At 63.0% G+C, this 25,664-nt stretch carries 21 protein-coding genes; 9 read left to right on the top strand and 12 right to left on the bottom strand.

Going from position 1 to position 25,664, the window contains the following annotated elements:
• Nucleotides 1-127 precede the first annotated feature (127 nt).
• Entirely contained in the window at nt 128-850 is a 723-nt protein-coding gene (locus PBDP_RS19090; protein ID WP_212801158.1) for a pirin family protein, read from the bottom strand.
• A gap of 326 nt (nt 851-1,176) precedes the next feature.
• On the opposite strand from PBDP_RS19090, the gene PBDP_RS19085 reads away from it, so the two are divergent.
• Nucleotides 1,177-2,127, top strand: coding sequence for a GlxA family transcriptional regulator (locus PBDP_RS19085; RefSeq protein ID WP_109755573.1), 951 nt, complete (start codon nt 1,177-1,179; stop codon nt 2,125-2,127).
• A 183-nt stretch (nt 2,128-2,310) separates the two neighbouring features.
• The gene (locus tag PBDP_RS19080) at nt 2,311-3,801 is read left to right on the top strand and encodes an ATP-binding protein (RefSeq protein ID WP_212801157.1); all 1,491 of its coding nucleotides are present in this window, start codon (nt 2,311-2,313) and stop codon (nt 3,799-3,801) included.
• On the opposite strand, the gene PBDP_RS19075 is transcribed toward PBDP_RS19080, so the two are convergent.
• Nucleotides 3,748-6,552 (bottom strand): ATP-binding protein, encoded by a 2,805-nt coding sequence (locus PBDP_RS19075; protein ID WP_212801156.1) that lies wholly within the window; start codon nt 6,550-6,552, stop codon nt 3,748-3,750. The two genes, PBDP_RS19080 and PBDP_RS19075, sit on opposite strands and share 54 nt — an antisense overlap.
• Before the next feature lie 346 nt (nt 6,553-6,898).
• Here PBDP_RS19075 and PBDP_RS19070 point away from each other — a divergent pair, with 346 nt between their 5' ends.
• The 7 genes from PBDP_RS19070 to PBDP_RS19040 all read left to right on the top strand — a co-directional run bounded on the left by PBDP_RS19070 (nt 6,899) and on the right by PBDP_RS19040 (nt 13,638).
• Nucleotides 6,899-7,720 carry an alpha/beta fold hydrolase gene (locus PBDP_RS19070; RefSeq protein WP_212801155.1) on the top strand — a complete coding sequence of 274 codons (822 nt, stop codon included), beginning with the start codon at nt 6,899-6,901 and terminating at the stop codon, nt 7,718-7,720.
• 70 nt (nt 7,721-7,790) lie between these two features.
• On the top strand, nt 7,791-8,738 hold the full coding sequence (locus PBDP_RS19065) for a LysR family transcriptional regulator (protein ID WP_109755569.1): 948 nt from the start codon (nt 7,791-7,793) through the stop codon (nt 8,736-8,738).
• Complete coding sequence (locus PBDP_RS19060; protein ID WP_109755568.1) at nt 8,735-9,148, top strand: DoxX family protein; 414 nt, start codon at nt 8,735-8,737, stop codon at nt 9,146-9,148. The genes PBDP_RS19065 and PBDP_RS19060 overlap by 4 nt, the downstream gene beginning before the upstream one ends.
• Entirely contained in the window at nt 9,141-9,779 is a 639-nt protein-coding gene (locus tag PBDP_RS19055) for an antibiotic biosynthesis monooxygenase (RefSeq protein ID WP_212801154.1), read from the top strand. The genes PBDP_RS19060 and PBDP_RS19055 overlap by 8 nt, the downstream gene beginning before the upstream one ends.
• A gap of 118 nt (nt 9,780-9,897) precedes the next feature.
• Nucleotides 9,898-11,736 carry an amidohydrolase gene (locus PBDP_RS19050; RefSeq protein ID WP_024617381.1) on the top strand — a complete coding sequence of 613 codons (1,839 nt, stop codon included), beginning with the start codon at nt 9,898-9,900 and terminating at the stop codon, nt 11,734-11,736.
• 142 nt (nt 11,737-11,878) lie between these two features.
• Nucleotides 11,879-12,508: an isochorismate family cysteine hydrolase YcaC gene (ycaC, locus tag PBDP_RS19045; protein ID WP_123341695.1), complete on the top strand. Its 630-nt coding sequence runs from the start codon at nt 11,879-11,881 to the stop codon at nt 12,506-12,508.
• Nucleotides 12,509-12,759: 251 nt separating this feature from the next.
• Complete coding sequence (locus tag PBDP_RS19040) at nt 12,760-13,638, top strand: LysR family transcriptional regulator (RefSeq protein ID WP_212801153.1); 879 nt, start codon at nt 12,760-12,762, stop codon at nt 13,636-13,638.
• A 56-nt stretch (nt 13,639-13,694) separates the two neighbouring features.
• On the opposite strand, the gene PBDP_RS19035 is transcribed toward PBDP_RS19040, so the two are convergent.
• The 10 genes from PBDP_RS19035 to nuoG all read right to left on the bottom strand — a co-directional run bounded on the left by PBDP_RS19035 (nt 13,695) and on the right by nuoG (nt 25,655).
• Nucleotides 13,695-14,171: a PA2171 family ribosome-binding persister protein gene (locus PBDP_RS19035; protein WP_109755564.1), complete on the bottom strand. Its 477-nt coding sequence runs from the start codon at nt 14,169-14,171 to the stop codon at nt 13,695-13,697.
• Nucleotides 14,172-14,364: 193 nt separating this feature from the next.
• Nucleotides 14,365-15,474, bottom strand: coding sequence for an NAD(P)/FAD-dependent oxidoreductase (locus tag PBDP_RS19030; protein ID WP_212801152.1), 1,110 nt, complete (start codon nt 15,472-15,474; stop codon nt 14,365-14,367).
• A gap of 186 nt (nt 15,475-15,660) precedes the next feature.
• Nucleotides 15,661-17,124, bottom strand: coding sequence for an NADH-quinone oxidoreductase subunit NuoN (gene nuoN / locus PBDP_RS19025; RefSeq protein WP_025212979.1), 1,464 nt, complete (start codon nt 17,122-17,124; stop codon nt 15,661-15,663).
• Nucleotides 17,125-17,131: 7 nt separating this feature from the next.
• Entirely contained in the window at nt 17,132-18,664 is a 1,533-nt protein-coding gene (gene nuoM, locus PBDP_RS19020) for an NADH-quinone oxidoreductase subunit M (protein ID WP_210639437.1), read from the bottom strand.
• Nucleotides 18,665-18,703: 39 nt separating this feature from the next.
• On the bottom strand, nt 18,704-20,557 hold the full coding sequence (gene nuoL / locus PBDP_RS19015) for an NADH-quinone oxidoreductase subunit L (protein WP_109755561.1): 1,854 nt from the start codon (nt 20,555-20,557) through the stop codon (nt 18,704-18,706).
• On the bottom strand, nt 20,554-20,862 hold the full coding sequence (gene nuoK / locus PBDP_RS19010) for an NADH-quinone oxidoreductase subunit NuoK (protein WP_003180046.1): 309 nt from the start codon (nt 20,860-20,862) through the stop codon (nt 20,554-20,556). Before nuoK ends, nuoL begins: the two co-directional genes overlap by 4 nt.
• A gap of 4 nt (nt 20,863-20,866) precedes the next feature.
• Entirely contained in the window at nt 20,867-21,367 is a 501-nt protein-coding gene (nuoJ, locus tag PBDP_RS19005; protein ID WP_003180049.1) for an NADH-quinone oxidoreductase subunit J, read from the bottom strand.
• 9 nt (nt 21,368-21,376) lie between these two features.
• The gene (gene nuoI, locus PBDP_RS19000; RefSeq protein ID WP_003180051.1) at nt 21,377-21,925 is read right to left on the bottom strand and encodes an NADH-quinone oxidoreductase subunit NuoI; all 549 of its coding nucleotides are present in this window, start codon (nt 21,923-21,925) and stop codon (nt 21,377-21,379) included.
• Between the two features lie 11 nt (nt 21,926-21,936).
• Complete coding sequence (nuoH, locus tag PBDP_RS18995; protein ID WP_025212983.1) at nt 21,937-22,944, bottom strand: NADH-quinone oxidoreductase subunit NuoH; 1,008 nt, start codon at nt 22,942-22,944, stop codon at nt 21,937-21,939.
• Nucleotides 22,941-25,655 (bottom strand): NADH-quinone oxidoreductase subunit NuoG, encoded by a 2,715-nt coding sequence (nuoG, locus tag PBDP_RS18990; protein ID WP_176689465.1) that lies wholly within the window; start codon nt 25,653-25,655, stop codon nt 22,941-22,943. Before nuoG ends, nuoH begins: the two co-directional genes overlap by 4 nt.
• Nucleotides 25,656-25,664 lie beyond the last annotated feature (9 nt).

Below are 25,664 nucleotides of genomic sequence, written 5' to 3'. Positions count from 1 at the left end.
CATGAGGTCCAATGTGGGAGCGAGCCTGCTCGCGATGGCGTAGGGTCATTCAGCGTTGATATTGAATGACAGGCCGCTATCGCGAGCAGGCTCGCTCCCACAGTGGGGGCAGGCATAGACACGGCTGTCATGGCATCTGTGGCAGTTCCTGCGGCCGCAGATCGAACACCAGCACCTCGGCATCCTGGCCGTTATTCAAGGTCAGGACCTGCTCCTCGCGCACCCGCACGCCATCACCTTCCTGTAACGGCACGCCGTTGAGCTCGACAGTGCCTCGGGCGACATGCACGTAGGCATAGCGATCCGGGGTCAGGGTCAGGGTGGCGCTTTGCTCGCCATCGAACAACCCGGCGTAGACCCGTGCATCCTGGCGCACCTGGAGCGAGCCGTCGGCGCCATCCGGGGAGATGATCAATTGCAGGCGACCCTGTTTCTGCTCACGGCTGAAATGCTCCTGTTGATAGCGTGGCGTGGCTCCGCTGACGTTGGGCACGATCCAGATCTGCAGGAAGTGCACCGGCTCGTCCGCACTGTGGTTGAACTCGCTGTGGGCCACGCCGCTGCCGGCGCTCATCAATTGCACGTCACCGGGGCGAATGACCGAGCCCGTGCCCAGGGTGTCCTTGTGTTCCAGCGCCCCTTCGAGCACATAGGAAAAGATCTCCATGTCCCGGTGGGGATGCTGGCCGAAGCCCTTGGCCGCGGCGACCCGGTCATCGTTGATGACCAGCAGGTCGGAGAAGCCCTGTTGGTTGAGGTCGCGGTAGCTGGCAAAAGAGAAAGTGTGGAACGAGGTCAGCCAGCCGTGACGGGCGATGCCGCGGTCCGAAGCTTTGCGAAGGGTCAGCATGATGATTTCTCCTGATGTTTATGGGCGACGGCTGGGGCCGTTCGCCGAGTTCAGAAGAAGGTTAATGTTTATCAGGATATTCAATAAGAAGGTGAAAAACGAAAGACTGTCCTGTTTGAGTAGACAATAGAGAATGCCTACCGGCAGATGCTTCGCTTCGACATAATGCTGAGGTTTTTGAGCCACACAAAACCTGTGGGAGCGAGCCTGCTCGCGATGGCGTTGGATCAGCCAAGCACCAGTGCGACTGACCTACCGCTATCGCGAGCAAGCTCGCTCCCACAGGGGGTATTTACAGTTTCTGGATTTTTTTGGCGTCTTTCTCGATGAAAACCGTTGCAATGGTGCTGTTCCCGGATTTTCTGCTGCTCGACATGTCCGGGCCTCTCGAGGTGTTTTCCATCGCCAATCGCTACCTGGCAGCGGAACAGCGTTATCAACTGCTGACCCTGGGGACCGAGCGCGGGCCGTTGCGGGCGTCCAACGGCGTGACGGTGCTGGCCGATATCCATATCGACCAGGCATGGGCGGCCTATGACGTGTTGCTGGTGCCGGGCGGGCCGGGGGCCTATAACGACCAGCATCCGGGATTGCACACCTGGCTGCGGGCCGCGGCGCAGCGGGCTACGCGCTACGGCTCCATCTGCACCGGGGCCTTCGTACTCGGTGAAGCGGGCTTGCTCGACGGTTATCGCGTCACCACCCACTGGCATTACACCGAACGCCTGATCCAACGATTCCCCAAGGCTGTGGTCGAGACCGACAAGATATTCCTGCAGGACAGGCGCCTGATCACCTCTGGCGGCGTTACCGCCGGGATCGACCTGGCCCTGTCCATCGTCGCCCAGGACCATGGCCGCAAGGTGGCGTTGGACGTGGCCAAGGTGTTGCTGGTGGTGATGAAACGCCAGGGCGGACAGGCGCAGTTCAGTCCCTCGGTGGCGGCGGTGTCGACGCAGGAGTCGGCCATTACCCGGGTGCAGAATCATGTGATGGAACATCTGGAAGAACCCTTCACCATCGAGCGCATGGCCGCGTTGGCCGCCATGAGCGCGCGGCATTTCGCCCGGGTCTTCGCCCGTGAAGTGAAGATGACGCCCATGGAGTTCCTGCAGGGCGCGCGCATCGACCGGGCGCGTCAGTTGCTGGAGACCACCGACCTGCCTCTCAAGACCGTGGCGTTTCGCAGTGGGTTTGGCAGTGTCCGGCACATGCGCTTTTTGTTCAGTGAAAAGCTCGGCCTGACCCCGGTGCAATATCGTCAGCAGTTCAGTTGAGCCATCGGTGTCCGTCCAGGGCACCGTGATGTCCGTGGTGCTCCCTGTGCCAGCATTGTCCTGAAGCCTGTGCCTGCCAAGATAACGGCGAACCCTTTGGAAAGGATGCGCGGGAGCCGGGGCAGACGTGTTCGTTGATCGGCACACTGATGCCCGGACCGGTTATCCGGCGCTGGATCGCCCATGAACAGTTTCGTCAAACCCGACAGCGAGCCGGCGCTGAGCTTCGGTCCGTTCGTCTTCCACCGGCAGCAGCGGCTGGTCACCCGTGACGGCCAGCCCATCGCGCTGGGCGGCCGCGCCCTGGATGTTTTGCAGGTGCTGGTGGAGCATGCCGGCCGCTATGTCAGTAAGCAGACACTCATTGCACAGGTGTGGCCTGACAGCGTCGTGGAGGACATCAACCTGCGGGTGCACATCGCGGCGCTGCGGCGGGCTTTCGGTGACGGCCGGGACGGCGCTCGCTATATCCTCAATCATCCTCGGCAAGGCTATTGCCTTGCGTTGCCCCTGGCGGCGCAAGAGGGCGTCGAGTCGCCTTTCAGCTGCCGGGTCGAACGGCACAACCTGCCCGCCCGCCTGAGCCCGGTGGTCGGTCGCGACAAAGTCCTGGGGCGGCTACTGGCGCAAGTACCCCATCAACCCCTGACCACCGTGGTCGGCCCGGGCGGGGTTGGCAAGACGACCGTGGTGTTGCGGGTGGCGGAGCTGCTGCTCGAGCATTTTGACGACGGTGCCTGGTTCGTTGACCTGGTGGCTGCCGGCGATCCCGCGCAAGTGATGGCGCAGGTGGCCGGCGTGCTGGGCCTGGGGCACGGTTCTTTGGTCCGCTGCCTCGAACCCTGTCGGATGTTGCTGGTGCTCGACGGTTGCGAGCAGGTGCTCGATGGCTGTCGGGAACTGGTCCAGGCACTGGCTGCAGCGGCGCCTGGGGTGTCGGTGTTGCTCAGCAGTCGCGAAGCCTTGGACTTGCCGGATGAAAGGCTGGTGTCCCTGCCGGGGCTGGCCGTGGCGTCGCCCCAGGAACCTGAGCACCAGATCGAGGCGTGCCCGGCGGTGCAGTTACTGATCGAGCGGGTGGGCGCCCGGCAGCAGGGGTTCAAGCCGGGTAGTCGCGACTGGCCGATCCTTGCACAGATTTGCCAGCGCCTGGACGGGTTGCCACTGGCGTTGGAACTGGCGGCGGCCCAGGTCGATGCCTTGGGAGTGGCGGGGGTCCTGGAGCAATTGGATTACGGTTTGTCACTCTTGAGCCACGGGCGGCGTACGGCGGTGGCTCGACACCGAAGCCTGGAAGCGGTGCTGGACTCGAGTTTCGAACGTTTGAGCGCTGACGAGCGAACCGTATTCCAGCGCCTGGCGGTGTTCGAGGGGCCGTTTACGCTCAAGGCTGCGCTGGCCGTGATCAGTTGCGCTGAACTGAGTGTCGGGCCATTGCCCGGCCTGCTGTCGAGGCTGGCGAGCGTATCACTGCTGATGGTCGAGCCGCGCGCCGAAGGGGTTCGCTTCTATCTGCTCCACACTATTCGCACCTATGCCATGGACAAATTGCGGCGCAGTGGTCAGTGGCCTGTGTTTCATCGGCGTTATGTGTTGCAAGGTGCTTGGGGCGCCCGGCCTTCAAGGCCCCAACCGGCGGGTCAGCTCCTGGAGCAGCGCGCTGGCTTCCAATAAGTCGGGGGTCTCGAAACCTTCGGTGAAGCGTCGATAGACGGGCCCAAGCAGCGCCTGCGCGGCGTGGGCTTGCCCCTGGCGTTGCCACAAGCGCGCCAGGGACGTGGCGCTGCGCAGTTCCCAGGCCAAGGCATTGTGGCGACGGGCCACGGCCAGGGCAGCCAGCAGTTGTGCTTCGGCTGGCTTCACGAGGGACGGCTCGTTCTGCGCCAGCAGGGTTTCAGCGTCGGCCCGCAGGATCTCCGCCGAACACCAACCCGCGGCGCCACTGCGCGCCCGTTCGATTTGCGCCGGGACGACAAAGTCGCTGCGCAGGGTGACGGCGATGTCCTGGATCAGTCCGCTTGTCGGGCTCGTTGCCAGGGGGTGGCCATCGAATGCGCAGGCGTAATGGCAAGCCCAGTCATGGAACAGCATCACCGAATGTTTCTTGGCCTGCTGCTTCAACAGCTCGAGCCTTTCCCGGGCGGTCGAATGATCGCCGTTGTAGTGGGCGATCACGCAACCGGTCAGCGCCAGGGTGTAGCAGATCGAAATGCCGTGGTTGATCTGCAAGGCGATCTGTAACGCCAGGTTGGCGGTGCGTCGGGCTTTTTCGGCAAAACCTTGCAGCCAGAGGATGCGTGCCAGAATCGTCAGCGCGGCCACGCTCTGGTCGTATTGCACGCCGAAACCGTGGCTGAAACGGCTGAGGTGGCCGCTCTGGGCCAGGCGCTGGATCACCTGTTCGGCATCGCGCCGCGCCGCGCCCTGGTCGCCGATGAAATGCAACGCCAGCACCCGCAGGCGTTGAGTGCTCAAGGACAGGATCGGGTCGCCCTGCAAGCCCAATCGGTCGAAATCCAGGCTGTGTGCCAGGGCCTGTTGGTAGTTGCCGCAGCTGAGGTCGACGGTCATTTGCCCGGACACGGCCCGCAGCTCACCGGCCAGGTCCTGGCATTGCCGGGCCAACTGCCGGGCGGTGGCAAAGGCTCGGACCGTTGCCGGCGTGCCGCCCTCGGTGTGGTAGTTGAAACTGGCGTGGGCCAGTTCCAGGGCCAGGGTCAAGCGTGGGCAGGGAGCGGGGCTGGCCCGCAATAATTGCAACGCCTTGTTGACGTAGAGGCCATGTTCCTTGAGCAGCGACAGCTCCTGCCAGAGGGGCAGGGTGCGGGCGGTCAAGCGGATCGCCACGGCGTGTGAACCCTGCGGACCCAGGCCTCGGTCGAGTGCCGCACGGATGTCGTCGCGATAGTCGGCGTAGCGGGCGATCCACAATCGGGTGGGCGTGTTGTCCCAATCGTTTTCCGCCTGCCCCATGAGCGCCAGGCAGCGCTCGGCGTGGCGTTCCTGGCTGGCTGCCAGCTCCCCGGCTTCGGTCAGTCGCTCCAAGGCATAGCTGCGGGTGGTGTCCAGCAGGCGATAGCGCACCTCTTCATCGCCGATCTCTACATTGAGCAACGATTTGGCGACCAACTGGCTGATCGACACCAGCACCTGGTCGGGCGCGACATGCTGGCCAATGATCACCGCGGCGGCGGAGGCCAGGTTGAAACTGCCCATGAACACCGCCAGCCGGCGCAGGCAGGTTTGCTCGCACGTCGTGAGCAGCGCGAAGCTCCAGTCCAGCGTGGCGCGCAAGGTTTGCTGGCGCGGTGCGGCGTCGGTGTCGTTGTGAAGCAGGGCGACGCTGTCTTGCAATTGCCGGTGCAGTTCCTCCAGGGTGAAACGGTCGAGTTGTCCGGCGGCCAGTTCAATGGCCAAGGGAATGCCGTCCAGTCGCTGGCAGATGTCGATCACCAACGGCACCTCGCGGTCGGTCAGTTCGAAGTCGTCACGGCTGGCCATCGCACGTTCGGCAAACAGTTGCAGCGCCGGGTACTCCAGGGCGGGATAACCCTCGATGGGCATTTCCCGGGGGGGGAACGCCAGGGCGTCCAGGCGCTGTACGTGTTCGCCTTCGGCACGCAGGCCTTCGCGGCTGGTGGCCAGGATGTGCAGGTGGGGAGCGCCACGCAGCAAGGTTTCGCTGAGCTGGGCGATGGCGTCGATCAGGTGCTCGCAGTTGTCGATCACCAGCAGCAGATGCCGCTCCTTGAGCTGGCGGGCGATGGCGTCCAGCGGATCACCGTCCTGCAGTGGCAGGTCCAGCAATGCACGCAGGTTTGGGGCGATCATGGCCGCATCGTTGAGCGACGCCAGGTCCAGCAGATGAGTGCCGTCACGATAGTGGCCGATCAGCCGCTCAGCGACCCGCAGGGCGACGGTGGTCTTGCCGATGCCGCCGGTGCCGACCAGGGTAATGAAACGCTTTCGTGGCAACTGGGCCACCAGGTTTTCCACCAGGGCCTGGCGTCCGATCATGCGCGTGCGTTGCAACGGCAGGTTGCGCGCCAACGACGGATGGGGGATATGCGCCAAGGGGGCGAGGGGCTCGAATGACAGCGGCGCGACAAAGCTATAACCGCGCTGCGCCACGGTGACGATGTAGCGCTGCCCGGCCTGGCCATCCCCGAGAGCCTTGCGCAGTGCCGCGACGTGCACGCGCAGGTTGGTGTCTTCCACCACGCTCCTGGGCCAGACCCGGGCGATCAATTGCTGCTTGCTCACCACCTCGCCAGCGTGTTCGAGCAACACCAGCAGAATCTCCACGGCCCGTCGTCCCAGGCGCAACGGTTGCCCACCCTCCAATACCAGGCGCTGGCGCGGATGGACCCGATAAGGGCCGAAATGCACCGTCTGTTCGACGGGCAAGCTGAGGTATTGGCTCATGGTGCTCTCAATGTTCTGGGCCCGATGCCTGGGCTTTACCCGAGCATATTCCTCAGGTTTGGCTTCAAGCGCAACGGCGCAGGCTCTACCCCCGGCCTTCCAGTCGACGAACCTCGTGGCGAGGGAGCTTGCTCCCGCTGGGTCGCGAAGCGGCCCCAAAAGGCCGCATCTCCCATCAATCTGGCACACCGAGGTGACAGTCCTGGGGCTGCTGCGCAGCCCAGCGGGAGCAAGCTCCCTCGCCACAAAAGCTCCCAGTTCCAAAAAAATTAACAACGTTTAACTCACGCCCATGCCGCTCCTGGTCGGACCATAAAGCCATCCACCCACCTCAAGGAGTCATGTCATGAGCACCTTCATCACCCGCGACGGCACCGAGATTTACTACAAGGATTGGGGCAGTGGTCAACCGGTGGTCTTCAGCCACGGCTGGCCGTTGAACTCGGACAGTTGGGAGGCGCAGATGATGTTCCTGGCGTCCAACGGCTACCGGGTGATCGCCCATGACCGCCGTGGGCACGGGCGCTCCAGCCAGCCCTGGGACGGCAATGACATGGACACCTACGCCGATGACCTGGCCGAGCTGATCGAACGCCTGGAGCTGAAGAATGCGGTGCTGCTCGGCTTCTCCACCGGCGGTGGTGAAGTGGCGCGCTACATCGGTCGTCATGGCTCCGCCCGTGTCGCCAAGCTCGGCCTGATCTCGGCGGTAACGCCGCTGATGCTCAAGACCCCGGGCAACCCTGGCGGCCTGCCCATCGAAGTGTTCGACGGCTTCCGCCAGGCCTCCCTGGCCGACCGTTCTCAGCTATACAAAGATGTGGCCAGCGCGTTTTTCGGTGCCAACCGTCCAGGCGCCAAAGTCTCCCAAGGCATGATCGACTGGTTCTGGATGCAAGGCATGCTCGCCGGCCACAAGAACACCTACGACTGCATCAAGGCGTTCTCGGAGACCGATCTTTCCGAAGACCTGCGCAACATCGACGTGCCGACCCTGGTGGTCCATGGCGATGACGACCAGATGGTCCCCATCGAAACCGCCGGCATTGCCGCCGCCAAGTTGCTCAAGAACTCGCAGCTGTTGGTCTACCCCGGCGCGCCCCACGGCCTGACCGACACCCACAAGGACCGATTGAACGCGGATCTGCTGGCGTTCATCCAGGGTTGACCAAGCCGCAGACCTGTGGGAGCGAGCAGCCTCGCTCCCACAGGATCGGCATTCAACAGGAATAACACCCATGAACCGCAACGATTTACGCCGTCTCGACATGAACCTGCTGGTGATCTTCGAGGCACTGATGTTCGAGAAAAACCTGACCCGCGTCGCCGAAAAGCTGTTCATGGGCCAGCCGGCGGTGAGCGCGGCGCTGGGACGCTTGCGGGATCTGTTCGATGATCCGTTGCTGATCCGCCATGGTCGCGGGATGGAACCGACCCCACGGGCCCTGGCGATCCTGCAAGAACTGCAACCGGCCATGGACACGATTTCCAGCGCGGTCAGCCGGGCCAAGGCGTTCGATCCGTCCACCAGCTGCGATGTGTTTCGCATCGGGCTGTCCGACGATGCTGAGTTCGGCCTGTTTCCTCCGTTGCTGAGCCAACTGCGCGAAGAAGCGCCGGGGATCATCGTGGTGGTGCGCCGGGCCAATTTCCTGCTGATGTCGTCGCTGCTGGCCAGCGGTGAAATCAGCGTCGGGGTCAGTTACACCACCGACCTGCCGGCCAACGCCAAGCGCAAGAAACTGCGGGACATCCCTTGCAAGGTCTTGCGTGGCGACAAGCGCCCGGGGCCACTGACCCTGGACGAATACTGCGCGCGGCCCCACGCCATGGTCTCGTTCTCGGGTGACCTGAGCGGCAACATCGACCTGGACCTGGCCCGCATCGGCCGGGCCCGCAAAGTCGTGCTGGCGGTGCCGCAGTTCAGCGGGTTGCGGGCTTTGCTGGCCGGTACCGAACTGATCGCCACCGTGCCCGACTACGCCGCCTGCGCGTTGGTGGAGGGCTGCGCGTTGCGGGCCGAGGACCCGCCGTTCGAGATCAATGCCGCTGAGTTGTCGATGGTCTGGAGCGGCGTGCATGACAACGACCCGGCCGAGCGCTGGTTGCGCTCGCGTATTGCCAGTCACATGTCCCAACCGTTGCCGGCGGCCGCCTTGGCGGACCCGGTCGGAGCTCACCGATGAATACCTCTGACGAACGTTCCCTGCAGGATCTGGGCTTGTTGTTCCTGCGCCTGAGTGGTGCGCTGTTTTTGCTCTGGGTCCATGGGCTGCCGAAGCTGTTGCATTACAGCGTCGAGCTGACCCGCATCGAAGACCCGTTTCACCTTGGCGCGGCGCCGACCCTGGTCCTGGCGATTTTCGCCGAGGTGCTGTGTCCGCTGCTGATCATGGCCGGTGTGCTGGTGCGCCTGGCGTGCCTGCCGATCCTGTTTCTGCTGGCCGTGGCGCTGCTGGTGGTGCACCCGCAATGGAGCCTGGAAGAAGGGCAGTTCGGCTGGTTGTTGCTGATCGTATTTACCAGCGTATTGATTGCCGGGCCTGGACGCCTGGCGATGAACACGCGTTTTGTTGGAGTGCTTCGCCATGTCTGAATCTCAAACCGTTGAATCCACCGCGAGCCCGGCCAGACCTGGCTTTGATGAAGTCGTGACCCTGGTGGTCAAGCACCGGATCAAGGCCGGCCAGGACGCGGCCTACGAGGCCTGGTTGCGTCGCACGGTGCGTGTCGCCGCCCAGTGGCCGGGGCACTTGGGAGTGGATGTGGTGCGCGGCAAGCAGGGCGGGCTGGCGCTGTTCACTTGCGTGCTGCGTTTCTGCTCCACCGAGGCCATGCAACGCTGGCTGGATTCCCCGGAGCGCCGCGAGCTGGTGGAGGAGGCCACGCCGTTGCTGGCTGACGGTGATCAGACCGAAGTCGGGGCGCACAAGGAATTCTGGTTCACCCCGCTGGCCGATGCGGCCACACCGCCGCCGCGCTGGAAGCAGGCCGTGGTGACATTGCTGGTGATTCTGCCGCACACCTTGCTGGTGCCGCTGATCTGGGGGCCGTTGCTGCAACTCAACGCCTTTCTTTCCAACTACGTGGTGGCGACGTTCCTGATCACCCTGACCATCGTGCTCTCGGTGGTGTACGTGTGCATGCCGCTGGCGACCCGTTTGTTCGCACCTTGGCTTGAGGCCTCCAAAGCCCACGAACATTTGGAGCCCGGCCATGGCCAATAAGGACGACCCAACTGATCCGCTGCGCCGCCAATTGCTCGCCGCCGGGTCCTTGCTCAGTGCTGCGGCGGCTTTCTGGCCGCGGCTGTCCCTTGCCTCTACTCATCCAGAAGGAAATCCGATGAACGCCGATCTGATTCTGTTCAATGGCCAGTTCCATACCGTCGACCGTGAAAAGCCCCGCGCCAGTGCGGTCGCCATCAGCCAGGGGCGTTTCGTCGCGGTAGGGACCGACGCCGAGGCCATGGCCCTGCGCGGCAGCGGCACCCAGGTCATCGATCTCAAGGGCCGCACCGTCATCCCCGGGCTCAACGACTCGCACCTGCACCTGATCCGCGGTGGCCTGAACTACAACCTCGAACTGCGCTGGGAAGGCGTGCCGTCCCTGGCCGATGCCTTGCGCATGCTCAAGGACCAGGCCGACCGCACACCGACGCCGCAATGGGTGCGCGTGGTGGGCGGCTGGAACGAATTCCAGTTCGCCGAAAAACGCATGCCGACCCTGGAAGAACTCAACCAGGCGGCTCCCGACACCCCGGTGTTCGTCTTGCATCTGTATGACCGCGCCTTGCTCAACCGCGCCGCGCTGCGGGTGGCCGGCTACACCCGTGACACGCCGAACCCGCCAGGCGGTGAGATCGTGCGTGACAGCAAGGGTGAGCCCACCGGCATGCTGGTGGCACGGCCTAACGCGATGATCCTTTACTCGACGTTGGCCAAGGGGCCGAAGTTGCCGTTGGAATATCAGGTCAACTCCACGCGCCAGTTCATGCGTGAACTCAATCGCCTGGGCCTGACCAGTGCCATCGATGCCGGCGGCGGTTTCCAGAACTACCCGGACGACTACGCGGTGATCGAACAATTGGCCCGCGAGCAGCAGTTGACGGTGCGCATCGCCTACAACCTGTTCACTCAGAAGCCCAAGGAAGAACTCAGCGACTTCAAGAACTGGACCGGCAGCGTCAAGTTGCATCAGGGCGACGATTTCCTGCGGCACAACGGCGCCGGGGAAATGCTGGTGTTCTCGGCGGCGGATTTCGAGGACTTCCTCGAGCCGCGTCCGGACCTGCCGCCGGGCATGGAGCAGGACCTGGAGCCGGTGGTCCGGCATCTGGTGGAGCAGCGCTGGCCATTCCGTTTGCACGCCACTTATGACGAATCCATCAGCCGCATGCTCGACGTGTTCGAGAAGGTCAACCGCGACATTCCGTTCAATGGCCTGCCGTGGTTCTTCGACCACGCCGAGACCATCACGCCGAAGAACATCGAGCGCGTGCGGGCGCTGGGCGGTGGTATCGCGATCCAGGATCGCATGGCCTTCCAGGGTGAATACTTCGTCGACCGCTACGGCGCCAAGGCCGCCGAAGCCACGCCGCCGATCAAGCGCATGCTCGCCGAGGGCGTGCCGGTGGGTGCCGGCACCGACGCTACCCGGGTGTCGAGCTATAACCCTTGGACTTCACTGTACTGGATGGTCAGCGGCCGCACCGTCGGCGGCCTCTCGTTGCACGAAGAAGGCCTGCCGCGCCTGACCGCGCTGGAGCTGTTCACCCATGGCAGCGCCTGGTTCTCCTCGGAGCAGGGCAAGAAAGGCCAGATCAAGGTTGGCCAACTGGCGGACCTGGCGGCCCTGAGCGCGGACTTCTTCAGCGTCGAGGAAGAAGCCATCAAGTGGATCGAGTCGGTGCTGACCGTGGTGGACGGCAAGGTGGTGTACGCCGCCGGCGACTTCGAAAAACTCGGCCCGGCCAGCGTCCCGGTGCTGCCGGACTGGTCGCCGGTGGTCAAGGTCCCGGGCCATTGGCGCCCGACTTCCCCGTTGCAGGCGCAGGTTCACCAGTGCAGCGGTCCGTGCACGGTGCACGCCCACAGCCATGAACGGGCGCGGCTGTCGAACGTGCCGGTCAGCGATTTCCAAGGCTTCTGGGGCGCGTTTGGCTGCTCCTGCTTTGCCTTCTGACTGACACAACACATCCCTTGTGGGAGCGAGCCTGCTCGCGATGGCGGTGGAACATTCAACATCGCCGTAGCCTGACACTCCGCTATCGCGAGCAGGCTCGCTCCCACAGGTTTCGTAACATCCATCCCAAAGGAGTCATCCCATGAGCAACGTTCCCGCCTACAACCGTCTGAACAAAGACGACGCGGTCGTCCTGCTGGTCGATCACCAGACCGGCCTGATTTCCCTGGTCCAGGACTTCTCGCCGAACGAGTTCAAGAACAACGTATTGGCTTTGGCCGACCTGGCGAAGTTCTTCGAACTGCCGACCATCCTGACCACCAGCTTCGAAAAAGGTCCCAACGGCCCGATCGTGCCGGAACTCAAGGAAATGTTCCCGGACGCGCCGTACATCCCGCGTCCAGGCCAGATCAATGCCTGGGACAACGAAGATTTCGTCAAGGCGATCAAGGCCACCGGCCGCAAGCAACTGATCATCGCCGGCGTGGTGACCGATGTCTGCGTGGCGTTCCCGACCCTATCGGCACTGGCCGAAGGTTTCGATGTATTCGTCGTCACCGACGCCTCGGGCACATTCAACGAAACCGTGCAACAGGCCGCCTGGGTGCGCATGACCGCTGCCGGCGCGCAGATGATGAACTGGTTCTCGGTGGCCTGTGAGCTGCACCGCGACTGGCGCAACGACATCGAAGGCCTGGGCAACCTGTTGTCCCAGCGCATTCCGAACTACCGTAACCTGATGAACAGCTACACGGCGCTGACGGCCAAGTAAGCTGCGCTTGGCTGAACGGATGCCCGCCGATGTGCGGGCATCTTTCTATCTGGCAAATGACCCTTGTGGCGAGGGGATTTATCCCCGCAGGGCTGCGCAGCGGCCCCAAAATCGGCCAACCGGGTGTGTCAGAATGTTCATATGATTCAATTATTGGGTCTGCTGCGCAGCCCAGCGGGGATAAATCCCCTCGCCACAGGTTTTGTATTCGGCTTGGATGTCTCTATAAAGCCCCACACCCTGGAATGACAATGAACCCCTTCGAAGAAATGCGCATCTTTGCCCAGGTCATGGAGTCGGGCAGTTTCACCGCTGCGGCGGACAAGCTGGGGCTGTCGAAGCAGTTCGTCAGTCGCAAGCTCATGGAGCTGGAACAGCGCCTGGGCGTGCGCCTGCTCAATCGTTCGACCCGCCGGCTCGACGTGACGCCCCTGGGCCAGCGCTACTACGAAGCGGCACTGCGCCTGCTCAATGAAGTCGAACAAGTGGAGCAGGGCATCAGCGGCCAAACCAGCGAGCCCCGCGGCACCATCCGCCTCAGCGCGCCGCTGTCCTTCGCCATGGCGCACCTGGGCAGCTTGTTGCCGTTGTTTCTGCAACGCTATCCGGGCGTCAGCGTCGAGGTGGACCTGAGCGACCGCTCGGTGGACCTGTTGGGGGAGGGCTATGACCTGGCGCTGCGCATCGGTGTGCTTGAGGATTCGACGCTGATTGCCCGGCGCATCGCCACCATCGAACGGGTGTATTGCGCCAGCCCGACCTACCTGGCACAACGAGGCACACCCGCGCGGCCCGAAGACCTGCGCAACCACGACTGTTTGCCCTATGGTCACAGCCGCCAGGTGCAGTGGCGTTTCGTGGGCGCTGGCAAACTACTGACCTTGGAGGTCACAGGGCGCATGCGCGCCAATAACGGTGATTTGCTCAGGGACGCGGCCATTGCCGGCATGGGCATCACCTATCTGCCGACGTTCATCCTGGGCGATGCCTTGAAGGATGGGCGACTCGTCCAGGTCTTGAAAGGCTTCGAGACCGAACCGTTGGCGCTGTCGGCGGTATATCCCCAGCACCGACAAAGTGCACGCCCGGTGCAGGCGTTGGTGGAATTCTTGCGTGAACAAATGCAGTAAAGCGCCGCGACGCATTCAGCCGTCCCATGACGGCTGAAGCATCCACGGCGCTTCGATCAGGCGGCGAGGTTGGCGCTACTCAGTTCTTTCTTGTACTGCGCTTTCATGGTTTCCATGTCTGCACCCAGGGCATCGAGTTTTGCCTTGCCCAGCAGTTTTTTCGCGAGGGGAAACATTTCTTTTTCTTCTTCCTCGATGTGGTGCTCAAGCAGTTCCTTGACCACTTTCACTCGACCGGCGAATTCCGGTTGGGTTGGATCGGTGGTTTTCAGGTCCGGTAGTACCAGTGAGTCGACGGTGCGGTGTTCTTCCTTGGCCTCGTAATACATTTCGGCCTCGTCCTTGCCCCCTGCCTGCTTGAAAGCCGGGTAAAGAATTTCTTCTTCCAGGCGTGTATGGATGGAAATTTCCATTTCCAGTTTCGCCAACAGGTCAGTGCGTTTTTTCACGGCACGGTCGGTCGACTCGCTCAGTTGAGTCAGGATGGCTTTGACGCGTTCGTGGTCGGCTTTCAACAGGTCGATGGCGTTCATAGTAGCTCCAGGCAATTCACGGTTACGGGTTGGCTTCAAGCGCCAACGCCGTGTAAGAGGTAAATTGCATCAGCCGTGCCAGTTGGGCCTTAATAAAAAGTTGTTTAAAAACAATTGGTTGAATTTGTCGCTGGTTTTATGTTCGTGCAAGCTGCAAGAGGCTGGGGAAAACGCCTTGCACTTTGCGCTATGGCTAAACGCTTGCAATCAGTTGCCGGACCCGTGTGGCAATCGCCAGGCAGGAGGTCAGCCCTGGCGATTCAATCCCGAACAGGTTGATCAATCCCGGAACCTGATGTTCGGCTGGGCTGCTGATGAGAAAGTCACGGGCAGGCTCGCCCGGGCCGGAGATTTTCGGACGCAGGCCGCTATAGCTCGGTTGCAGGCTCTGGTCCGGCAGGTCTGGCCAGTAATTGCGGATCGCCGGGTAGAAGGCTTCGGCCCGGGCCGGGTCGACTCGGTAGTCTTCGCGCTCGACCCATTCGACATCGGGGCCGAAACGCGCCTGGCCCGCCAGGTCCAGGGTCATATGGATGCCCAGGCCGGCGGCTTCCGGCGCGGGGTAGACCAGGTGTCGGAACGGCGCCCGTCCGGCCAGGCTGAAGTAGTTGCCCTTGCACAGGTGGTCGTCGGGCACCGTTTGCGGCGCCAGGCCGTCGATGCGGCGGGCGAGGGCGGGTGCCTGTAGGCCGGCGGCGTTGATCAGTCGGCGGCAGGACAGGCTCATCTGCGCCGTGCCGCCCAATTCCAGCAGAAAGCCATCGGCACTGATCCGTGCGCTCGACAGAGGCGTATGAAACGCGAGAGTCGCCCCGGCCGCTTCGGCGTCACCCTGCAAGGCCAACATCAAGGCGTGGGAATCGACGATACCGGTGGAGGGCGAATACAGCGCGGCGACGCACGCCAGGGCGGGCTCCAGTTCCAGCGCCTGTTGCCGATCGAGCAAGCGCAGGTCGTCCACGCTATTGGCCAGGCCTCGTTCGAACAGGGCGTTGAGCCCGGCCTTCTGCGTCTCGTCCTTGGCAACGATCAACTTGCCGAGGCGGCGGGTCTCGACACCGTGGTGCTCACAATAGTCATACAACCTGTGCCGACCTTCGACGCACAACTGCGCCTTGAGGCTACCCGTTGGGTAATAGATGCCGGCATGAATGACTTCGGAGTTGCGCGAACTGATGCCCATGCCGATGGCTTCACCCGCCTCGATCAGCAGCACCTCGTGACCAGCCCGGGCCATCTCCCGAGCCACGGCAAGCCCGACAACGCCAGCACCCACGACCACGCATTCAAAATCGACTTTCAACCGCATCTCTCCTTCAACACGTACCTGTTGGCTGGTCTCAAGGATAGCCCTGCTGGAGCATTTGGACGTCATGTCGCCTGGATGGATTCCACGTTGCTCGGTGCGCAGGGCTTTGGTTTTCATCAGCCAAAAAAAAGCCCGTATCTCGCGATACGGGCTTTTTCGATTGGCTACAGCATCCAGGCATCAGCCCGTCAGGCCTGCCTGCTGGACCAGGGTCAGCAACGGCTGCGGGTACACACCGAGGAAGAACGCCAACACGGCGATGGCCAGCAGCATCACGCCGCCTGCCTTTTGCTCCCAGTGCAACTCGGCATCGTGGCGACGCAGGTTCGGTTCCATCAGGTACAGGGTGACCATGACGCGCAGGTAGTAGAACACGCCGATGGCACTGCCCAGCACCAGGGAGCCGACCAGCCACCATTGGTGAGCCTCGACGCCGGTGGCGATGATGTAGAACTTGCCGATGAAGCCGGCGGTCAGCGGGATACCGGCCAGGGACAGCATCATCACGGTCAGCACGGCGGTCAGGTACGGACGGCGCCAGAACAGGCCGCGATATTCGTACAGGGCATCAGCGTCGCGGCCGTTGTACGGCGAGGACATCAGGGTGATCACGCCGAAGGCGCCGAGGCTGGTGATCACGTAGGTGACCAGGTACACGCCGATGGCTTCCACGGCCAGGCCCTTGCTGGCGATCAGAGCGATCAGCAGGTAACCGAAGTGAGCGATGGACGAGTAACCCAGCAGACGCTTGAGGTTGCTCTGGGTCAGAGCCAGCAGGTTACCGAACAGGATCGACGCGATGGCGATGATGGTCAGTACGTTGCTCAGCACACCGCTGCTGGCCACTGGCGAGATCTGGAACAGCCGCACCATCACCGCGAACACTGCCACTTTCGACGCGGTGGCCAGGAACGCCGCCACCGGCGCCGGGGCGCCTTCGTAGACGTCCGGGGTCCAGAGGTGGAAAGGCACCAGCGACAGCTTGAACGCCAGGCCGATCAACATCATGCCCAGGCCCAATTGCGCAATCGGGCTAGGCAGGCCGGTGGCCGCCAGGGCCTGGCCGATGCCGACGAAGCTCAAGGTGCCGGCTTCGGCGTAGAGCAGGGCCATACCGAACAACAGGAACGCCGAACCGGCGGCCGACAGCACCATGTACTTGATGCCGGCTTCCAGGGAGCGCTTGTTGAAGAAGGCGTAGGCCACCAGGCCGTAGACCGGCACCGACAGCAGTTCCAGGCCGATGAACAGGCTGGCCAGGTGCTGCGCGCTGACCAGAACCAGGCCACCGGCGGCGGCCATCAGGATCAGCAGGTACAGTTCTTCGCGGTTGCCCGGGTAACCCGAGCCGCCATCGCCGAGGTAGGCGTGGGCGAGGGTGACACAGGCCAGGGTGGCGACCAGGATCAGCGCCATGTACAGGCAGGCGAAGCTGTCGATCTGCAACAGCGGCGTGACCGCCAGTGGTGCGACTTTCAGGGCCGGCAGGATCGACAGCAGGGCCAGGTTCAGCCCCGCCACCGACAGCAGGAAGGTCTGTGAGTGATTGCGGCGCCAGGCGATTGCCAGCATCACCACGATGATCGTGGCGCTGGTGATCAACAGCGGCGCAAGCGCGATAAAGTGTTGAATCGTGAATTCCATAGCGCTCTTACCGGGCCGAAGCGAGTTGAGAGAAGGCGGTGCCGAGCCACTGCTGCACGCCATGCATCGTGGCGGCAGAGGTGTCGAGGAACGGCTGCGGGGAAACGCCGAGGTAAACCAGCAATACCGCAAGGCCGAGCACCATGATCAGTTCGCGACCGTCCATGCCGCGCAGCACTTCGTCCGACTTGGACGGGCCGAAGTAGGCGCGGTGGATCATGATCAACGAGTAGACCGAACCGAACACCAGGCCAGACGTCGCGATGGCGGTGATCCATGGCGCACTGACGAAGGTGCCGATCAGGATCAGGAACTCGCCGACGAAGTTGCCGGTGCCCGGCAGGCCCAGGGACGCGGCCGCGAAGAACAGGCTGATGGCCGGCAGGTAAGCGATACGCGACCAGATGCCGCCCATCTCACGCATGTCCCGGGTGTGCAGGCGCTCGTACAACTGGCCGCTGAGGATAAACAGTGCCGCCGCCGACAGGCCGTGGGCGAGCATCTGGATCACCGCGCCTTGCAGGGCGAGCTGGCTGCCGGAGTAGATACCGATCAGCACGAAGCCCATGTGCGAGACGCTGGAGAACGCGATCAGGCGCTTGATGTCGGTCTGGGCGAACGCCAGGAACGCACCGTAGAAAATCCCGATCAGGCCCAGGGTCATCGCAATTGGCGCGAACTCTGCCGAGGCATTGGGGAACAGCGGCAGGGCAAAGCGCAGCAGGCCGTAGGCCGCGGTCTTGAGCAAGATACCCGCCAGGTCCACGGAACCTGCGGTCGGTGCCTGGGCGTGGGCATCCGGCAGCCAGGAGTGGAACGGCACCACTGGCAGCTTCACCGCGAAGGCGATGAAGAAGCCCAGCATCAGCACGTACTCGGTGGTCTTGGACATCTGTACTTTCAACAGGTCGGCGTAGTTGAAGGTAATCACACCGGTGTTGTTGAAGTTGACCAGCACCAGGCCAAGGATCGCCACCAACATGATCAGGCCGGAAGCCTGGGTGAAGATGAAGAACTTGGTCGCCGCGTAGATCCGGGTTTTCTTGCCGTCCGAAGAACTGTGACCCCAGAGCGCGATGAGGAAGTACATCGGCACCAGCATCATTTCCCAGAAGAAGAAGAACATGAACAGGTCCAGCGCCAGGAACACGCCGATCACGCCGCCCAGGATCCACATCAGGTTCAGGTGGAAGAAGCCGACGTGACGCTGAATCTCTTTCCAGGAGCACAGGACCGAGAGGATACCCAGCAGGCCGGTCAGCAGGATCATCAGCAGCGACAGGCCGTCGAGGGCCAGGTGCACGCTGATGCCGAAGCGCGCGATCCAGGCGTGCTTGAATTCAAGCGCCCAGGTCGGATCGGCGCCAGGGGCCGGAGCGAATGAATAGTCGCCGGTCGCCCACAGCCAGAGGCCGAGCGCGAGTTCCAGGGACATGGTCAGCAGCGCAATCCAGCGCGGGAGCGTGGAGCTGGAGCGCTCCGCGATCCAGCACAGCAGGCCGCCGATGAAGGGGATCAGGATTAGCCAGGGCAGAATCATGACGGGCTCGTTTCCTTTCGCAAGTTCGCAAGGTTCATATCAGACCGCTACCAGCACGATGGCGCCGATAACCAGCACGGCGCCAGCCGCCATGGAAGCCGCATACCAACGCAGTTGACCAGTCTCGGTACGGCTCAGGGCGGTGTGGCCGCCCTTGGCCATGCGCGGGATCAGGCCAATGGTCTGGTCGAGCGGGTCTTTGCGCAGAATGTGGCTGATCGCAAGGTATGGCTTGACGAACAGTTTGTCGTAGATCCAGTCGAAGCCCCAGGCGGCGAACCACCAGGCCGAAAGGAAACGCCCAATGCCGCTGTTGGCGATGGCCGTGACGAAACGGCGCTTGCCCAGGAACAGCAGGGCGGCCAGCAGGATACCGGCCAGGGCGATGGCGCCCGAAGCGATCTCCAGGCTGTGCTTGGCTTCGCCGCCGGCATGGCCGACGCTTTGCGGCAGCACATCGGCCAGCGGTGGGGTGATCATGGCGCCGACGAAGGTCGACAGCACGATCAGCACCGACAGCGGCAGCCAGTGGGCAATGCCGTGGCCAGCGTGGGCTTCGGTCTTGGCTTCACCGTGGAACGCGATGAAGATCAGGCGGAAGGTGTACAGCGAGGTCATGAACGCACCCACCAGGCCGGCATAGAGCAGGCCTTGGTTACCGCTGGCGAACGCTTCCCAGAGGATCTCGTCCTTGGAGTAGAAACCGGCGGTGACCAGTGGCAGGGCCGCCAGGGCCGCGCCGCCGACGATGAAGCTGGCGTAGGCCAGCGGCAGTTTCTTCCACAGGCCGCCCATCTTGAAGATGTTCTGCTCGTGGTGGCAGGCCACGATCACCGCACCGGAAGCAAGGAACAGCAGCGCCTTGAAGAAGGCGTGGGTCATCAGGTGGAAGATCGCGCCTTCCCAGGCACCGACACCCAGGGCCAGGAACATGTAGCCGATCTGGCTCATGGTCGAGTAGGCGAGGATACGCTTGATGTCGGTCTGTACCAGCGCGGCGAAACCGGCCAATACCAGGGTCACGCCGCCGACGATGCCGACCAGGTGCAGGATGTCCGGCGCCAGGGCGAACAGGCCGTGGGTACGGGCGATCAGGTAGACACCGGCGGTGACCATGGTCGCGGCGTGGATCAGTGCCGAGACCGGGGTAGGGCCGGCCATCGCGTCTGCCAACCAGGTTTGCAGCGGCAGTTGCGCGGATTTACCGACGGCACCGCCCAGCAGCATCAGGGTCGCCAGGACGATCCAGAAGTCACCGACCTTGAAGTGTTCCGGCGCCTTGACCAGCAGTTCCTGGATGTTAAGCGTGCCCAGTTGCTGGAACAGGATGAACAGGCCGATGGCCATGAACACGTCGCCGATCCGGGTCACGATGAACGCCTTGAGTGCGGCATTCCCGTTGTTGCGGTTGCTGTAGTAGAAACCGATCAACAGGTACGAGCACAGGCCCACGCCTTCCCAGCCGAAGTACAGGAACAGCAGGTTATCGCCGAGCACCAGGAACAGCATGCTGGCGATGAACAGGTTGGTGTAGGCGAAGAAGCGCGAATAACCGGCTTCACCGCGCATGTACCAGGAAGCGAACAGGTGGATCAGGAAACCCACGCCGACCACCACGCCGAGCATGGTGAGGGACAGGCCGTCCAGATAGAGGGCGAAGTTCGGCGTGAAGCCTTCCACCGCCATCCAGCGCCACAGCACCTGCACGAACACACCGCCTTCGGGCGGGGCGACGTTGAATTGCCAGATCACGTAGGCCGTGACGATGGCAGACAGGCCGATGGAACCCACGCCAACCAGCGCCGAAAGGTTTTCCGACCAGCGTCCACGGGAGAACGACAGCAGCAGGAAACCGATGAGGGGGAATACGAAAGTCAGAAAGAGTAGGTTCATCCGCGCATCTCGCTGGCAGCGTCGATATCGAGAGTGTGGAAGCGGCGATACAGCTGCAACAGGATCGCCAGGCCGATACTGGCCTCGGCGGCTGCCAGGCTGATCACCAGGATGAACATGATCTGTCCATCCGGCTGCGCCCAGCGAGCGCCCGCGACGATGAAGGCCAGGGCGGAGGCATTCATCATGACCTCCAGGCTCATCAGCACGAACAGAATGTTGCGGCGGACCATCAGGCCGACCAGACCGAGGCAGAACAGGATGCCGGCAACCGCCAGACCATGCTCGAGAGGGATAGCAGGCATGTGATTACTCCTTCGCCTCGTTACGGCCCAAATGGAACGCCGTGACGGCTGCGGCAAGCAGCAGCATCGAGGCGAGTTCGACCACCAGCAGGTACGGACCGAACAGGCTGATGCCCACGGCCTTGGCGCCTACGGTGGTGTGGCCGATGGCCTGGCCGCTCTGGTGAGCGAACAGCACATACAGCAGTTCACCCAGCAGCAGGGCGGACAGGATCACCGGTCCCGCCCAGATGCCGGGCTTGAGCCAGGAGCGTTCCTGCTGGACCGCGGCCGGGCCGAGGTTGAGCATCATCACCACGAACACGAACAGCACCATGATGGCGCCGGCGTAGGCGATCACTTCCAGGGCACCGGCGAACGGCGCGCCGAGGGCGAAGAAGGTCATGGCCACGGCGATCAGCGAAATGATCAGGTAGAGCAGGGCGTGCACGGGGTTGGTGTTGGTGACCACGCGAAGCGTGGACACCACTGCAATACCCGATGCGAAATAGAAAGCGAATTCCATCTTTCTTCCTTAAGGCAGCAAGCTCTTCACGTTGATCGGTTCGGCTTCGTTCTGCGCGGCGCCTTTTGGCTTACCGGCAATGGCCATACCTGCAACACGATAGAAGTTGTAATCAGGGTTTTTACCGGGACCGGAAATCAGCAGATCTTCTTTCTCGTACACCAGGTCCTGACGTTTGAACTCGGCCATTTCGAAATCCGGCGTGAGCTGGATCGCGGTGGTCGGGCAGGCTTCCTCGCAGAGGCCGCAGAAAATGCAGCGCGAGAAGTTGATGCGGAAGAAGTCCGGGTACCAGCGACCGTCTTCGGTTTCAGCTTTCTGCAGCGAGATGCAACCCACCGGGCATGCCACGGCGCACAGGTTGCAGGCTACGCAGCGTTCTTCGCCGTCGGGGTCGCGGGTCAGGACGATACGGCCACGGTAACGCGGCGCCAGGTAGACCGGCTCCTCCGGGTATTGCAGGGTGTCGCGCTTGCGAAAGCCATGGCCGAAGATCATGACCAGGCTTCGCAGTTGGGTACCGGTACCCTTAACGATGTCGCCAATATATTTGAACATGGGTCAAATCCTCACTGAACCGCGGCCGCAGGCGCGTTCATCAAAACGATCGCAGCGGTCACCAGCATGTTGATCAGGGTCAGCGGCAGGCAGAATTTCCAGCTGAAGTCCATCACCTGGTCGTAGCGTGGGCGCGGGATCGAGGCGCGCAGCAGGACGAACAGCATGATGAAGAACGCGGTCTTCAGGGCGAACCAGACGAAGGACAGTTGCGGCAGGATGCCGAACGGACCGTGCCAGCCACCGAAGAACAACGTCACCAGCAATGCCGAGATCAGGATGATGCCGATGTACTCACCGACGAAGAACATGCCCCATTTCATGCCGGCATATTCAATGTGGTAACCGTCGGCCAGTTCCTGTTCCGCTTCCGGCTGGTCGAAGGGGTGACGGTGAGTCACGGCCACGCCAGCGATGAAGAAGGTACAGAAACCGAAGAACTGCGGAATGATGAACCACAGGTTCTGGGCCTGGTACTCGACGATGTCGCGCATGTTGAACGAACCGGCCTGGATCACGATGCCCATGAGCGCCAGGCCCATGAACACTTCGTAGGACACGGTCTGGGCCGAGGCCCGCAGGCTGCCCAGCAGGGCGAACTTGTTGTTGCTCGACCAGCCGGCGAACAGCACCGCATACACCGACAGGCCGGCCATGGCGAAGAAGAACAGCAGGCCGATGTTCAGGTCCGCCACGCCCCAGGTCGGGGTGATCGGGATGATCGCGAAGGCGATCAGCAAGGCGCTCATGGCCACGACCGGTGCCAGGGTGAAGATCACCTTGTCGGCAAACGGCGGCGTCCAGTCTTCCTTGAAGAACATCTTGATCATGTCGGCGGCGATCTGGAACATGCCGAACGGGCCGACGCGGTTCGGACCGTAGCGGTCCTGCCACCAGCCCAGCAGGCGACGTTCGACGAAGCTCAGCAACGCGCCGCAGACCACCACGGCCAGCAGGATCACGATGGCCTTGAGGACCGTCAGGATCACAGCGATCACTTCAGGGGTGAACCAGCTCATTGCGCTGCCTCCTGCAGACCGTCGACGGTTTTGCCGAATATCGCCGGTGGGATACCCGCCAGGCCAGCTGGCAGGGCCACCAGGCCGGCGCCCAGTTCTTCATTGATGCGCAGCGGCAGGCGCAGGGTCTGGCCGGCCACGTTCAGGCTCAGCAGGGCGCCATCGTTGACACCCAGGCGGTCGGCTTCGGACTTGGCCAGCGATACATAGGCGGCTGGGATGCGTTCCTGCACCGGCGCGGCCTTGGAAGAGTTCTCTTCGCTGCCGAACAGGTGATGGAACGGCACGACCTGCCAGGTACCCGGTGCCGGGTTGAAGGCGCGCGGCACGCTGGCGAACCAGCTCAGGCCATCGCCCTGGCTCTCGATCAGGCGTGTGCCCGGGTCGCCGGCACGCAGGTGACCGCCGACTTCGTCCTGGAACTTGTTCCAGGCTTGTGGCGAGTTCCAGCCCGGCGACCAGGCGAATGGCACCTGGGAGCGCGGCTCGGTCGAACCCGAGTAGCCTTCCATGGAGAACGAGAACGCAGTGTCCTTGTCCTGGGAGGTACGCGGCTCATGCACGCTGATGTTCGCGCGCATGGCGGTGCGACCGCTGTAGCGCAGCGGTTCGCGCGCCAGCTTCAGGCCTTTGATGCGGAACGAGGCCGACGGTGCGGCATCGACGATCCGGGCCAGTTGCGGGTTGCTTTCGGCGCAGGCGGCGGTGGCATGGTCCAGTTGCGTCCAGTCCACCGGCTGGTTCAGCAGGGTCGAGCGCAGGGCATGCAGCCAGCGCCAGCCTTCGTGAACCAGGATGCTGGCGTCCAGGTAAGTCGGGTCGAATACCTGGAAGAAGCGCTGGGCGCGGCCTTCCTGGCTGACCAGCGTACCGTCGCCTTCGGCGAAGCTCGCCGCCGGCAGCACCAGGTGGGCGCGGTCGGTGGTGGCGGTTTTCTGATGGTCGGCGACGATCAGCACTTTCGCGGCGTTCAGGGCGGCGTCCACCCGGGCTTTGTCGGTGCGGGTGTACAGGTCGTTTTCCAGTACCACGATGGCGTCGGCGCTGCCGTCGATCACCGCTTGCAGCGCTGCGTCCACCGATTCGCCACCGAGCATGGCCAGGCCGAGGCTGTTGGCTTCCGGCACGATCAGGCTGATGGAACCGTTCTTCTCCCGCAGCTTCAAGGCCTTGGCGATGTTGGCGGCGGCTTCGATCAAGGCCTTGGAACCCAGCGAGGTGCCGGCGATGATCAGTGGGCGCTTGGCTGCCAAAAGAGCATCGGCGATGCGCTGGGCCAGGGCGGCGGCTTCGCTGTCCAGGCCGTCGACTGCCGGGGCGCTGGCGTCCAGGGCGTGGGCCACGGCGAAACCGATGCGCGCCAGGTCGTCAGGGGCGGCGTGGACGCATTCTTCGGCGACGTCGTCGAGCTTGGTTTCGGCGAGGCTGGCGATGAACAGCGGGTTCAATGCGTGCTGGCCGATGTTCTTCACGGCGGCGTCGAGCCATGGCTGTACGCGCATGGCGTCGGCCATGTCTTCAGCCTTGCCCTTGACCGACTGGCGCAGGGCCAGGGCCATGCGCGCGGCGGTCTGGGTCAGGTCTTCGCCAAGGACGAACACTGCGTCGTGGTCTTCGATGTCGCGCATCGTCGGCACCGGCAGCGGGCTGTCCTTGAGCACTTGCAGGACCAGGCGGATGCGTTCCAGCTCGCCGGCCTCGATGCCACTGTAGAAGTGCTCGGCGCCGACCAGTTCACGCAGGGCGTAGTTGCTTTCCAGGCTGGCCCGTGGCGAGCCGATGCCGACGATGTTGCGTCCGCGCAGCAGTTCGGCGGCCTTGTCCAGCGCTTCGTCCAGGCTCAGTTTGGCGCCGCCCGCCAGCAGTGGCTGGCGTGGACGATCCTTGCGGTTGACGTAGCCATAGCCGAAACGGCCACGGTCGCACAGGAAGTACTGGTTCACCGAACCGTTGAAGCGGTTCTCGATGCGACGCAGTTCACCGTAGCGCTCGCCCGGAGAAATGTTGCAACCGCTGGAGCAGCCATGGCAGATGCTCGGCGAGAATTGCATGTCCCACTTGCGGTTGTAGCGCTCGGAGTGGGTCTTGTCGGTGAACACACCGGTCGGGCAGACCTCGGTGAGGTTGCCGGAGAATTCGCTTTCCAGGGTGCCGTCTTCGACGCGACCGAAGTACACGTTGTCGTGGGCACCGAACACGCCCAGGTCGGTGCCACCGGCGTAGTCCTTGTAGAAACGCACGCAGCGATAGCAGGCGATGCAGCGGTTCATCTCGTGGGAGATGAACGGGCCGAGGTCCTGGTTCTGGTGGGTGCGCTTGGTGAAGCGATAACGGCGCTCGTTGTGGCCGGTCATCACCGTCATGTCTTGCAGGTGGCAGTGACCGCCTTCTTCACAGACCGGGCAGTCGTGAGGGTGGTTGGTCATCAGCCATTCGACGACGCTGGCGCGAAACACTTTCGCTTCTTCGTCGTCGATGGAGATCCAGCTGCCGTCGGTGGCGGGGGTCATGCAGGACATGACGATCCGACCACGCTTGTCGTTTTCGTCGGTGTACTGCTTGACCGCGCATTGGCGACAGGCGCCTACGCTGCCAAGGGCGGGGTGCCAGCAGAAATAAGGGATGTCGAGGCCCAGGGACAGACATGCCTGTAACAGGTTGTCTGCGCCATCGACTTCGAGCTCTTTGCCGTCTACGTGGATAGTGGCCATGGTTCAAAG

The sequence above is a fragment of the Pseudomonas sp. St290 genome (assembly GCF_018325805.1).
In the GTDB taxonomy this organism is placed as follows: Bacteria; Pseudomonadota; Gammaproteobacteria; order Pseudomonadales; family Pseudomonadaceae; genus Aquipseudomonas; species Aquipseudomonas bijieensis.
This window is presented reverse-complemented; position numbering and strand designations above follow the sequence as displayed.

Coding starts and splice junctions, on each gene's coding strand:
- PBDP_RS19090 (WP_212801158.1), bottom strand. CDS start 850: ATGCTGACCCTTCGCAAAGCTTCGGACCGCGGCATCGCCCGTCACGGC.
- PBDP_RS19085 (WP_109755573.1), top strand. CDS start 1,177: ATGAAAACCGTTGCAATGGTGCTGTTCCCGGATTTTCTGCTGCTCGAC.
- PBDP_RS19080 (WP_212801157.1), top strand. CDS start 2,311: ATGAACAGTTTCGTCAAACCCGACAGCGAGCCGGCGCTGAGCTTCGGT.
- PBDP_RS19075 (WP_212801156.1), bottom strand. CDS start 6,552: ATGAGCCAATACCTCAGCTTGCCCGTCGAACAGACGGTGCATTTCGGC.
- PBDP_RS19070 (WP_212801155.1), top strand. CDS start 6,899: ATGAGCACCTTCATCACCCGCGACGGCACCGAGATTTACTACAAGGAT.
- PBDP_RS19065 (WP_109755569.1), top strand. CDS start 7,791: ATGAACCGCAACGATTTACGCCGTCTCGACATGAACCTGCTGGTGATC.
- PBDP_RS19060 (WP_109755568.1), top strand. CDS start 8,735: ATGAATACCTCTGACGAACGTTCCCTGCAGGATCTGGGCTTGTTGTTC.
- PBDP_RS19055 (WP_212801154.1), top strand. CDS start 9,141: ATGTCTGAATCTCAAACCGTTGAATCCACCGCGAGCCCGGCCAGACCT.
- PBDP_RS19050 (WP_024617381.1), top strand. CDS start 9,898: ATGAACGCCGATCTGATTCTGTTCAATGGCCAGTTCCATACCGTCGAC.
- ycaC (WP_123341695.1), top strand. CDS start 11,879: ATGAGCAACGTTCCCGCCTACAACCGTCTGAACAAAGACGACGCGGTC.
- PBDP_RS19040 (WP_212801153.1), top strand. CDS start 12,760: ATGAACCCCTTCGAAGAAATGCGCATCTTTGCCCAGGTCATGGAGTCG.
- PBDP_RS19035 (WP_109755564.1), bottom strand. CDS start 14,171: ATGAACGCCATCGACCTGTTGAAAGCCGACCACGAACGCGTCAAAGCC.
- nuoN (WP_025212979.1), bottom strand. CDS start 17,124: ATGGAATTCACGATTCAACACTTTATCGCGCTTGCGCCGCTGTTGATC.
- nuoM (WP_210639437.1), bottom strand. CDS start 18,664: ATGATTCTGCCCTGGCTAATCCTGATCCCCTTCATCGGCGGCCTGCTG.
- nuoL (WP_109755561.1), bottom strand. CDS start 20,557: ATGAACCTACTCTTTCTGACTTTCGTATTCCCCCTCATCGGTTTCCTG.
- nuoK (WP_003180046.1), bottom strand. CDS start 20,862: ATGCCTGCTATCCCTCTCGAGCATGGTCTGGCGGTTGCCGGCATCCTG.
- nuoJ (WP_003180049.1), bottom strand. CDS start 21,367: ATGGAATTCGCTTTCTATTTCGCATCGGGTATTGCAGTGGTGTCCACG.
- nuoI (WP_003180051.1), bottom strand. CDS start 21,925: ATGTTCAAATATATTGGCGACATCGTTAAGGGTACCGGTACCCAACTG.
- nuoH (WP_025212983.1), bottom strand. CDS start 22,944: ATGAGCTGGTTCACCCCTGAAGTGATCGCTGTGATCCTGACGGTCCTC.
- nuoG (WP_176689465.1), bottom strand. CDS start 25,655: ATGGCCACTATCCACGTAGACGGCAAAGAGCTCGAAGTCGATGGCGCA.